Origin of the sequence: Ensifer adhaerens, assembly GCF_002007205.1 — a bacterium.
GTDB classification, from domain to species: domain Bacteria; phylum Pseudomonadota; class Alphaproteobacteria; order Rhizobiales; family Rhizobiaceae; genus Ensifer; species Ensifer adhaerens_D.
Window position 1 is genome coordinate 19,046 of record NZ_LAZS01000001.1, and the last position, 11,442, is coordinate 30,487.

Annotated in this window: 10 protein-coding genes; 8 read left to right on the plus strand and 2 right to left on the minus strand. The window is 59.7% G+C overall.

Annotated elements, in window-relative coordinates; all coding sequences use genetic code 11:
• The first annotated feature begins 176 nt into the window (after positions 1 to 176).
• The 7 genes from XB14_RS00070 (at position 177) to XB14_RS00100 (ending at position 9,019) form a co-directional block, all read left to right on the plus strand.
• On the plus strand, positions 177 to 1,103 hold the full coding sequence (locus tag XB14_RS00070) for a siderophore ABC transporter substrate-binding protein (protein WP_077959608.1): 927 nt from the start codon (positions 177 to 179) through the stop codon (positions 1,101 to 1,103).
• A gap of 1,049 nt (positions 1,104 to 2,152) precedes the next feature.
• Positions 2,153 to 2,953, plus strand: a complete 801-nt coding sequence (locus tag XB14_RS00075; RefSeq protein ID WP_077959609.1) for a helix-turn-helix transcriptional regulator — start codon at positions 2,153 to 2,155, stop codon at positions 2,951 to 2,953.
• Positions 2,954 to 3,506: 553 nt separating this feature from the next.
• A complete protein-coding gene (locus XB14_RS00080; RefSeq protein ID WP_077959876.1) occupies positions 3,507 to 4,532 on the plus strand; it encodes a UDP-glucuronic acid decarboxylase family protein in 1,026 nt (341 codons plus the stop codon).
• A 1-nt stretch (position 4,533) separates the two neighbouring features.
• Positions 4,534 to 5,517: a UDP-glucose 4-epimerase GalE gene (gene galE / locus XB14_RS00085; RefSeq protein ID WP_077959610.1), complete on the plus strand. Its 984-nt coding sequence runs from the start codon at positions 4,534 to 4,536 to the stop codon at positions 5,515 to 5,517.
• A complete protein-coding gene (locus XB14_RS00090) occupies positions 5,514 to 7,478 on the plus strand; it encodes a glycosyltransferase (RefSeq protein WP_077959611.1) in 1,965 nt (654 codons plus the stop codon). The genes galE and XB14_RS00090 overlap by 4 nt, the downstream gene beginning before the upstream one ends.
• Before the next feature lie 45 nt (positions 7,479 to 7,523).
• Positions 7,524 to 8,039 (plus strand): DUF995 domain-containing protein, encoded by a 516-nt coding sequence (locus XB14_RS00095; RefSeq protein ID WP_077959612.1) that lies wholly within the window; start codon positions 7,524 to 7,526, stop codon positions 8,037 to 8,039.
• A 23-nt stretch (positions 8,040 to 8,062) separates the two neighbouring features.
• Positions 8,063 to 9,019, plus strand: coding sequence for a glycoside hydrolase family 26 protein (locus XB14_RS00100; RefSeq protein ID WP_077959613.1), 957 nt, complete (start codon positions 8,063 to 8,065; stop codon positions 9,017 to 9,019).
• Positions 9,020 to 9,160: 141 nt separating this feature from the next.
• On the opposite strand, the gene hppD is transcribed toward XB14_RS00100, so the two are convergent.
• Positions 9,161 to 10,273, minus strand: coding sequence for a 4-hydroxyphenylpyruvate dioxygenase (gene hppD / locus XB14_RS00105; RefSeq protein ID WP_077959614.1), 1,113 nt, complete (start codon positions 10,271 to 10,273; stop codon positions 9,161 to 9,163).
• 131 nt (positions 10,274 to 10,404) lie between these two features.
• Between hppD and XB14_RS00110 the strand changes: the two genes are divergently transcribed.
• Complete coding sequence (locus XB14_RS00110) at positions 10,405 to 10,884, plus strand: Lrp/AsnC family transcriptional regulator (RefSeq protein WP_065797834.1); 480 nt, start codon at positions 10,405 to 10,407, stop codon at positions 10,882 to 10,884.
• Positions 10,885 to 10,888: 4 nt separating this feature from the next.
• Here XB14_RS00110 and XB14_RS00115 read toward each other — a convergent pair whose 3' ends face one another.
• On the minus strand, positions 10,889 to 11,353 hold the full coding sequence (locus XB14_RS00115; protein ID WP_077959615.1) for a MarR family winged helix-turn-helix transcriptional regulator: 465 nt from the start codon (positions 11,351 to 11,353) through the stop codon (positions 10,889 to 10,891).
• Positions 11,354 to 11,442 lie beyond the last annotated feature (89 nt).

The window sequence follows — 11,442 nt, forward strand, 5'->3', positions numbered from 1 at the left end:
CGCAACCGAACCCCGGGCTTGCGGCCGCCAGGAGGGTGCTCGATCGAAGGCTCGCCTTACTCATATATATGATCGGCTTCGTCAAGTTTTGCGCGTGCGCAACGAGGCAGAATGCGCGCATTGCCCTCCTGGCAAATTCGCGCTAGGGAGGAAAAGAAAACATGAGGTAAATAGTCATGAATATATCTCCCTTCTCTAATGGTCTGCGCAGCCTGGTCGTTGCCGCCGCGTTGACGATCGGCGGCGCATCGGTGGCGATTGCCGAAACACTGAAGATCGAACACAGCAGCGGCGTCACCGAAGTGGAGAAAAATCCGAAGACGGTGCTGGTCTATGATTTCGGCATGCTGGAGACGCTTGATATGCTCGGCGTTCCCGTCGCCGGCGTTCCCGGGTCGGCCGTCCCGCCGTCGCTCGAAAAGTACAAGGCCGACAGCTATGCGAAGATCGGCACGCTGTTCGAACCCGACTTCGAAGCCATCAACGCGGCGGAACCGAACCTCGTCATCGTCGGCGGGCGGTCGCAGGCAAAATATGCCGAAGTCGCAAAACTCGCGCCGACGATCGACCTGACCTCGGACGACAACGACCTGATCGGCAGCGTCAAGAAGAATGCAGCAATCCTTGGCCAGATCTTCGGCAAGGACGCGGAGATCAAGGCAAGCATTGCCAAGCTCGATGCCTCGATCGAGACGCTGCGCGGTCTTGCGGCCGGAAAGGGGACGGGTCTCATCCTGCTGACGACCGGCGGCAAGATCAGCGCCTATGGCAAGGGATCGCGTTTCGGCGCGCTGCACGACGTCTTCGGCATCAAGCCGGCCGATCCGGCGCTGCAGGTGGCGACCCACGGCCAGGCGGTTTCCTACGAATATATCCTCGAAACCAACCCTGACTGGATCTTCGTCGTCGATCGCGATGCGGCCATCGGCCAGCAGGCACAGCCGGCAGCGGCCCTGCTCGACAACGAGCTCGTGCGTCAGACCAAAGCCTGGAAGGACGGCCATGTCGTCTATCTCGACTCCGCCAAGCTTTATCTGACGGCGTCGGGGCTGAAGTCGCAGCAGGATATTGTCGATCAACTGACGCAGGCGCTGAGCAAATAGTGATCGCATCGGCGACCCGTTCCGCGGTGTCGCCGATTGCAGCCTTCGCGGGTTGTCCGACCTCGTCGGACACAATTTTCGGGGCTGGAGCGGATTTTGGATAGAAGGAAGCCAACACCAAATACCCTTAACTCTTACGGTATTTTTCCGGTGTTGGCTCCTTTTGGAGAAACGAATAATATCTTGATTTAGAGATTTTCGCTTTTTTGTTAAATTGATTTCTTTTTTACATCTACACGCAATGTGCGCCCGGAATCCGAGCTGTCAGTATCTCTACTTGCTTTACGCTTACTCAGGGGAACGCTGGCGCAACTCTCCAGAAGGACGGGTTCTTTCGCCTGGAAGCGCTTGGTGGCGCTCGCCGGGTCCTTTTTTGATCCTTCCAGAACGAACATCCAATTTGACTCCAAATGTGGCGGCGCGGAAGATACCAATTCTAGTTAGTGGTTTGTAATTACTGGCTCTTTCTCGCCTAACCATCGACGGCAAGCCCTTGTCGCGACGAGGAAAATCCCAGCTTTTTCAGAGCCATCCGCCGGCCCGTTCCCTTGTGTCGTTCGCCGTTTGTGCAGGGCCGTAGCCGCTCGTCGATGACAAATGGAGGACTGCCTAGTCCTTACTAAGTATTCCCAGGTATATCGGAACCGAAAAGGGGGTTAGGCGCCGTCGCGCGGCGCGGCTCAACTAATCCATTTATCGCCTCCCGTGAGGCGCCCCTTCTCAGAAACGCCTAGGACATCCGCATTGGCGGAGGTATCCTAGCCACTTGTTTTTTGAGGCATTCCGCGCCTTGGTAAACGGAACATCTACAATATAACCCAAAGATGGTTCGATTTATAACGATTTAAGTGCCTGTCTGGCGCCTCACTAATCCTTTTGGGCTGTTTCGTTGCGGAGATCTTTACGTTACATTAGCTATCGCGAATTTTATCGCGCAGGAAAAATCGTGACGCATAAGTGGTTCCGAATAAATTTTTTGAGAATCGGGCGTGCCGACGGGCAAACCGGGGCACCCATAAAAATAAATGGAAAAATCCTAGGAGGGCGTAATGTATCCTGGAAGCTCCAAAGTGAGTGATTTTGAAGATAACAACAAGGCTTTGTCACAAAAGAAAAAGATCGTAATGCTTGCCAAGATCGACCTGTTCGCCGAATGCCTGATGCAGGCCGTCGGGTCCAGGTTTCAAGGGCACGATATCGTCAGCTTCTCCGACCCGGACAATCTGCTTGATGGCAGTCTCGTCGATGTCACGCTGATCATGCTGTACCGGATGCCTCCCAAATCCTTTCCGGCTATCTTGCGGACCATTCACGAGTTCCACCCGCGGGCATCGATCGGCCTGGTGGTGGAGAATGCCGAAGAACTCGACCCGTCGATTGCGGGCTTCGTCGAAGAACGCCTGATCCATGGCGTCCTGCCGTTGAATCTCAATCTCGACGTCTGCCTTGCCGCCATCGATTTACTGATGAAGGGGGGCGAACATTTCCCGGCAGCCCTGCTGCGGCGGCTTTCTCCCGAGCCTTTCGCGGCGACCAGCCTCTACGGCAGGCGCGGGGAAGCCCCGGGTCAGGCCACCGTCCCGGGTACGGGACGGCGCAAACGCGATGCGGGCCCGGACGGCCTGACGACACGCGAGGTCCAGATCCTCGATCTGATCTGCAAAGGGACGCAGAACAAGATCATCGCGGATCGGCTCGGGCTGTCGGAAAACACCGTCAAGGTTCACGTCCGCAACATCTATAAGAAAATGAACGTTCGCAACCGGACGGAAGCGGCGTCTCGCTACTTCACCCACGATGCGGCGACGGAGCGCAACGGCGACGTCATCCTCTCGCGCTGGAAGAATTAGGCGTGACGTAAGGCAGACTTTGTCTGCCTGTGGGCCTGGGTGCCGGTGAAGGCGCGGCAGGTCCTTCTCAGCCCCAGGCAAGGTTTCCTGGGGCTGTCCCCAAAATCAAATGCTGCTTTGCACCTGCCCGGCGAATGGCCGGGCGGTCCGGCTGCGGCATGTCTCTGCGACAGGTACGTGAAATCCCGAAGATCACACCGTAATCTACCTTAGAACATAGTGGTGAACGCTTCGTTACTTTTGGACATGATTGGCCAAAATGTAACCACATATGATTATGTCAATAGTAGTTTGTTGTAATTTTGGATTATTTACTGGAAATGTATTCCACGCATATTGACTGGATGGTTGGTATTTGATAATTAGCTAATATTGAAATTGAAAACCTGAAAAAATATTGATTGAATTTTGAATAGTTTATTTTCAGTCGGGTTGTGCGTGTCATTGTAATAAAGAGAGTTTTTTTATTATCTATTGCGCTCGCATCCCGTCTCCAAATCACCAACGAAAATGGTGAGCTTAATAATTGGAGGTGCGCATGCGAAAGGTCGTCATGGGACCGCTGTCCGTGGCCGGACAGCGGGAGTTTCTTAAGAAGATTGCGGGAATACCGAAGAGAATACTAGTAACGGGTGGAAGTGGTTTTCTCGGATCTCACATTTGCGAAAGACTTCTTTCCCTGGGTCATACGGTCATCTGTCTTGATAATTTTTCGACTGGCCGGCGCGAAAATCTCTCTCATCTGGCGCAGGACCCCCACCTCCACATCATCGATCATGACGTTCGAAAGCCCTATCTGATCGATGCCGATGTCATCTTCAACTTTGCCTCTCCAGCATCTCCGCCGGACTATCAGGCCGATCCGGTCGGAACGTTGATGACGAATGTTCTCGGCGCGCTTCATGCGCTCGAAAACGCCAAGGCCACCGGCGCCACCGTCATCCAGTCCTCGACTTCGGAAGTCTATGGCGATCCGCTGACCAGTCCGCAGCGGGAAGTCTACTTCGGCAACGTCAACCCGACCGGCCCGCGGGCCTGCTATGACGAAGGCAAACGGTCGGCCGAGACGCTGTTCTTCGATTATCACCGGACCCACGGTGTGAAGATCAAGGTCGCGCGCATCTTCAACACATATGGTCCGCGCATGCGCCCCGACGACGGGCGGGTCATCTCGAACTTCGTCGTCCAGGCTCTCCGTGGCAAGGATCTGACGATCTATGGTGACGGGCATCAGACCCGGTCCTTCTGCTATGTCGACGACCTGATCGACGGTTTCCTTCGTCTCTCGGTCTCGCCCGACCCTTGCACCGGGCCGATCAATCTCGGCAATCCCGGAGAGTTCACGGTTCTGGAGCTCGCGCAAATGGTGCTTTCGATGACGGGCTCACGCTCGCGCATCGTGCACCAGGCGGCGGCCACCGACGATCCCCGCCAGCGGCGGCCCGATATCACGCAGGCACGTACCGAGCTCGAATGGGAGCCGAAAGTGATGCTGCGCGAGGGCCTCGAGCGCACGATTGCCCATTTCGACGAGCGCCTCGGTGCGGCAGATCGCGCCGTGGCCGGAGAGGCGGTATGACATGTCCCGCGTCGCACTCGTCACCGGCGGAGCCGGCTTCATAGGCAGCCACACCTGCAAGCGCCTGGCTGAGCAGGGCATCGTTCCCGTCGTCTACGACAATCTCTCGACGGGACATCGGACCAACGTGAAATGGGGCCCCTTCGTGGAGGGGGCGATCGAGGACAAAGAACGGCTGGCGACGGCAATCCGGACCTTTTCGCCCGACTGCCTCATCCATTTTGCCGCTTCCGCCTATGTCGGCGAATCGGTCGAAGATCCCGGAAAATACTACACCAACAATGTGGCGGGCAGCATCGCGCTTCTGGAAGCGTGCCGGGCGAACGGACTGGGACGCATCGTCTTTTCCAGTTCCTGCGCCACCTACGGCATACCGCCGCGCCTGCCGATTACCGAGGACATGGCGCAACTGCCGATCAATCCCTACGGGCGCACCAAGCTGATGATCGAGCTGATGCTTGGCGACTATGCCCGCGCCTACGGCATCCGCTCGGTGTCGCTGCGCTACTTCAATGCGGCGGGCGCAGATCCGGAAGGTGAGCTCACCGAAAAGCACGATCCGGAAACGCATCTCATTCCGCGCGCGCTGATGGCGGCGGCCGGCCGGATCGAAAGGCTGGACGTCTTCGGCGATGACTATGCGACACCGGATGGTACCTGCATCCGCGACTACATCCACGTGACCGATCTTGCCGACGCGCATGTGGCAGCTGTGAACTACCTGCGTGACGGCGGCGAGGTCCTTCACGCCAATCTCGGTTCGGGCCATGGAACGTCGGTCCGGCAGGTTCTCTCGGCCATCGACCGGGTCACCGGGCGATCCGTTCCGGTGCGGATGCTGCCACGGCGGCCCGGAGATCCGCCGGTTCTCTATGCCGACACGGACTGGGCGCGCCAGAGGCTGGGCTTCCGCCCGCAGCTCTCGGACATCGACACGATCATCGCGACGGCCGCGCCGAGCTTCGGCCTGGAGGTGCGCTCATGAACTGGTCGCTGGAAACTGCGAAACCGGATGAGACGATCGCCCTCGGGCAGAGCCGGAAGGCCGCTTCGGCGCCAGCCGCTTTGTTTTCGGGCCGGCTGCGGCTGCTCCATGTCCTCGGCATTGCCGCATGGTTTGGCGCCCTCCTGTATTTCTGGCAGTGGTGGCTTGATCCTGCCCACGTTGTCGACTGGCCGTCCTATGTGCTGATAACGGTCGTCATCGGGTGGATCACGCTGCTGCCGGTCTATTTCATCGTGATCTTTTCCGGCGCGAAGGTCATGGCGGCAAGCGCCGGCCCGGTGCCGCAGGGACGGGTGGCGATGGTGGTGACCAAGGCGCCTTCGGAACCCTTTTCGGTCGTGCGCAAGACGCTGCTCGCCATGCTCGACCAGACCGGCTGCGAGTTCGATGTCTGGCTCGCCGACGAAGATCCGTCGCCGGACACGATTGCCTGGTGCGCGGCGCGCGGGGTGATGATCTCGACGCGAAAGGGCGTCGCAGACTACCATCGCGCCTCCTGGCCGCGCCGGACCCGGTGCAAGGAGGGAAACCTCGCCTATTTCTACGATCACTATGGCTACGAGCGCTACGATTTCGTCGCCCAGTTCGATGCCGACCACGTGCCGGAGACCACCTACCTTTCAGAGGTGTTGCGTCCGTTCAACGATCCGTCGGTCGGTTATGTCTCGGCGCCGAGCATCTGCGATGCCAACGCCGCCACCAGCTGGGCAGCGCGCGGGAGGCTCCATGCGGAGGCGAGCATGCACGGCTCGCTGCAGGCCGGCTACAACAATGGCTGGGCGCCGCTGTGCATCGGCTCGCATTATGCCGTCAGGACCAAGGCGCTGAAGCAGATCGGCGGGCTGGGGCCGGAGCTTGCCGAAGACCACTCTACGACGCTGATGATGAATGCCCATGGCTGGCGGGGCGTGCATGCGCTGAACGCGATCGCCCATGGCGACGGACCGGCGAACTTCGCCGACCTCGTGGTCCAGGAATTTCAATGGTCGCGAAGCCTCGTCACGATCCTGTTGAAATACTCGCCGGTCTACGTGCCGAAGCTGCCGCCGCGACTGAAGTTCCAGTTCCTGTTTTCACAGCTCTGGTATCCGCTGTTTTCGTCGTTCATGGCGCTGATGTTCCTGATGCCGATCGCGGCGCTGATTGCCGGGCGGACCTTCGTGGCCGTCACCTATCCGGAATTCCTGTTGCACTTTGCGCCGCTGTCGCTGGTGTTGATCGCGCTTGCCTATTTCTGGCGCTCGACGGGTACGTTCCGGCCCTATGACGCGCGCGTTCTGAGTTGGGAAGGCACGCTGTTCCTGTTTGCCCGCTGGCCCTGGTCGCTGCTCGGCTGCCTTGCGGCGGTGCGCGATCACCTGACCGGGTCCTTCGTTGACTTTCGCATCACGCCGAAGGGCGGCGGGGCTGCCGCACCTCTGCCTGTGCGGGTGCTGATGCCCTATCTCGTGCTCGCCTTGGTGTCGGCGCTGGTCGCCTGGGTGATTTCCGATGCCGGCACGGCACGTGGTTTTTACCTCTTCGCCGGCGTCAACGCGCTCATCTATGCGGGGCTGGTGGCGGTGATCCACATCTGCCACGCACGCGAAAACCGGTTGGCGCTGATCCCGCGCTCGACGATGACGGTGGCGACGACCGGCTGCCTGGTGCTGGTCTCGGTGCTCTCGGCTCAATCGGCCGTACGCCACGGGGCCGAGGCAACGCAGGCGCTGTCGCATGGCCTCAATTTCGTGAGCTTCACCGAAACGCGGTACACGGTCGCCGGCGCCGGGAGTGGCACCAATCTCAAGACCGTCCGGTTCCGCCTGAAATGGAGAGGGTTTTCACAACCGGGCGATGGCGGTTGGCGCGGCGAAGTCAGTGCATTGAATGTCAGCCAGCAGAGTAACAGGGAGACGATGACGACGAAAAAGGTCGGTCGCTTTCATGTGCCGTCATGACGACGGCGAGCAGTCGAGTTTGTTTGGTATCCAAGGAGAAAAGCAATGAAAGGGTCGTTGAAAGTCATGGTTCTTCCGCTGCTGGTGCCGATGGTAGCGGTCGCTGTCTACTTGGGCGCCGAGCCGGTCCGGGCGAAGATGGAAGTCAAGCCCACGCCTCTCAGTGCCTATGAGGTCTATTCGCTCTACCGAAACAAGACCTGGGAATGGTCGACCGGCGGCGCCCGGTTCACCGCACACGGCCGCAAGCTCGTCGCGTTCGTCGACAAGGGCAAAGGCGACCGGTCCTTCGCCGAAGGCAACTGGTACGTCAGCGACCTCGGCATGATGTGCATGCAGGCCACCTGGACGACCGCTGCCAACGCCGGCAGGGCCCGGAGCTGCTTCGGTCACGCCCGGATCGGCGACACGGTCTATCAACGCAAAGTGCCGAACGGGAAGTGGTACGTCTTCAGCCACGCCAAGCCTCGGGCCGGTGACGAGTACAAGAAGTTCGTCGCCCACGACAACATCACGGCCAGGGCATTACGGCTGAAGGAACAGTTCCTGGCCAAGAAATAGAGGTTCTGCCGCAGGAGGATGAAATGAAACGCAAATTGGCATTCGCGCTATGCACGGCTCTGGCTCTCCAGCTGGATCTTGGTGCAAGCTTGGTATCCGCGTTGGCGCAGGAGCAAGCCAATCCTGCGACCACTGCCGGGCAGACTATGATCGACAAACGTCCCGTCATTCACCCGGGCGGAACGAAGTTCGGCGCCTATGATCCGCATGGCGATTTCGGCGCCCAGAGCGACGTTTCGACGGAAGCCCTGTTCCTTCCCTGGGAAGACGTGGATCTCGCCTCTCTTCAGATTGCCGACGAGTATGCGCTTCAGCGCAATCGCAACCTGCTGATCACCATCGAGCCCTGGTCCTGGTCGCTCGACTGGAAACTCACGCCGGCGCAGCTTCGCGATCGGATGCTCAGAGGCGAGTATGATGCCAACATGGAAGCGATCGCCGATGTGATCGCCGGACTGAAAAGCCCTGTCATCGTGCGGTGGGGCCAGGAAATGGAAGACACGTCCGGTCGCTTCTCCTGGGCCGGCTGGGAGCCTCAGGACTGGATAAGCGCCTACAAGCACGCGATGGACATCGTGCGCAAGAAGGCGCCGAAGGCGCAGATCATGTGGTCGCCCAAGGGATTGCCGAACCTCGGCGACTATTATCCGGGTGATGATTACGTCGATCTCGTCGGGCTTTCGGTCTTCGGGCTCGAACCGTTCGACAAGATCGAGTACGGCGCGCCGAAAACCTTCACCGAAGCGCTGAAGCCCGGTTACGACCTGGTGGCCAAGTACAACAAGCCCATCTGGGTCGCCGAGCTCGGATGGGAAGGCAGCCAGACCTATATGCAGCCCTGGATGAGCGCCGCAACGCAAGCGGATCCGCAGTTCCCCAATCTCGCCGAGGTCGTCTACTTCAACGACCGCGACGTGATCGAGTGGCCGCATGACCTTGGCCGGCCGAACTGGCGGGTGGTCAACGAGCCTACGAACTGAGGTTCTCGCCCAGGCGTGCCCCTTGAGCATGCTCGATGCGGCTGCCCCTTGCGGAAGGCCTCAGGCCTCCAACAGAAAAAGCCCCTCGCTTGAGGCGAGAGGCTCTTGTGGTCGGGACTGCCGCCCGGTCGATCCCGGACCTTACTCGGCCGCTTGCGGCCCCAGTTCGCCGCGACGGATCTGGTCGGCTTCGATCGATTCGAATAGGGCGCGGAAGTTGCCTTCGCCAAAGCCCTCGTCGCCCTTGCGTTGGATGAACTCGAAGAAGATCGGGCCGATCACGGTCTTCGAGAAGATCTGCAGCAGGATCTTCGTCATGCCGCCGTTCACCACGCCTTCGCCGTCGATCAGGATGCCGTGCTTCTTCATCCGGTCGATCGGTTCGTCATGGCCGTGCACGCGGTCGTGCGACATGTCGTAATAGGTCTCCGGCGGGCCCGGCATGAACTTCAGGCCGTTGTCGGAGAGCTTGTCGGTGGCGTCGTAGATGCCCTCGGTGCCGACGGCGATGTGCTGGATGCCTTCGCCCTTGTACTTGCGCAGATATTCCTCGATCTGGCTCGTATCGTCCTTGGATTCGTTCAAGGGGATGCGGATCTTGCCGCAGGGCGAGGTGATCGCCCGGCTGACGAGGCCGGTGATGCGGCCGTCGATGTCGAAGAAATGGATCTGCGTGAAGTTGAAGAGTTCGCGATAGAACGCCCACCACTTGTCCATGTTGCCACGATAGACGTTGTGGGTCAGGTGGTCGAGATAATAGAAGCCGACGCCTTCGGGCTTCGGGTTGCGCTCGCCGGTCCAGTCGAACTCGGCCTCATAGGCGGAACCCTTGGCGCCATAGGTCTCGACGAAATAGAGCAGCGAACCGCCGATGCCGACAATCGCCGGAACATCCAGGCACTTGTCATTGCCTTCGTAAGGGATCGCTCCCTTGGAGACCGCGTGGTCGAAGGCGTGTTTGGCATCGACGACGCGCCAGGCCATGGACGGGGCGCAAGGGCCGTGCTCGTCGACGAAGCGCATGGCATGCGAGCCGGGCTCGGCATTCAGGATGTAGTTGATGTCTCCCTGCCGCCAGACGGTGATGTTCTTGCTTTTGTGCTTGGCGACCGGGCTGTAGCCCATGCGGGTAAAGAGCTCGGCGAGCTTTTCCGGCTCCGGATGGGCAAATTCGACGAATTCGAAGCCGTCGGTGCCGGCGGGGTTGTCAGCGGTAATGGTTGCCGGCGGGGCGTCATGCGGGAAGGGGCCCATCGGAAGTCTCCTCTTATTCTTCCAAACTTTGCTGGAGTATGACGCAATTCCCATGCATGATGCTTGTATTCTTGCGCGGTTTAGACAGAATGGCGCACGAAACATGCAAAATACTCAATTAGGATGCACGAATGGAGCAACTTGACGGCTTCGATCTCAAGATCCTCAGCGAATTGCAGCGTGACGGGCATCTGACCAATAACGAACTGTCGGAACGCATTGCGCTTTCGCCGTCGCAATGCTCGCGGCGACGCACCCGGCTCGAAGCGGAAGGCTATATCACCGGCTATCAGGCACAGATCGACCGGCAGAAGCTCGGTCTCGATCTGATGGTGGTGATCTCGGTGACGCTCGCTACCCACAATCGCGACAATGCCAAGCGGTTCGGCAAGCTGATCTCCGGCCTGCCGGAGGTGCTGGAGGCCTATGCCCTGACCGGCGAAATGGACTATCACCTCCGGGTGGTGACGCCCGACCTCGCGGGTCTGTCGCGCTTCGTCAACGACGTGCTTCTGCCGCATGACAGCGTGCAGCACGTGAAGACGTCCATCGTGCTCGAAACGCTGAAGAGTTTCGAAGGCGTGCCGATCCCCGAGCGGATGAAAGGCTGAGGACTCAGGCAGACGGCGGGAGTTCGAACCTTCCGATGGCGCGTTCCACGGCGTCCAGCCCGACGGCGAGTGCCTGCATCCCGGCCGGGCCGATCAGCGTATCGAGTTCCGCCTGATAGCGGGCGGCAAGTTCCGTCAATTCGCCATAGGCCCGGATGCCCGTCTTCGTCAGTTCCAGATGTTCGATGCGGCGGTCGCCTGCGTCTTCCCGCCGGGTCAGCCAGCGGCGCTTTTCGAGTGCCGCGACGGCGCGGCTGACCTTGGTCTTATGCATGGCCGAGTGGGCGCCGACCTCGGTCGCCGTCATCGGACGGCTGGTGCTGCCAAGCGCTGCGAGCGTGCGCCATTCCGGGCGGGTGAGCTGGTAGCGTGCCTTGTATTGGGCGGCAAAGCGCAGCGCGACGAATTCGGCGGCGCGGTTCAGCCGATAGGGGAGGAAGGCACTGAGTTCGAAGCCATCGGCGGCCATCGGGCATCCTTGATAGTTACAAAATCGATAGTTACGATTGCAACTAATATGCCGAATGCGGCGCCTCCGTCCATCTGGGAAAAGGTCGT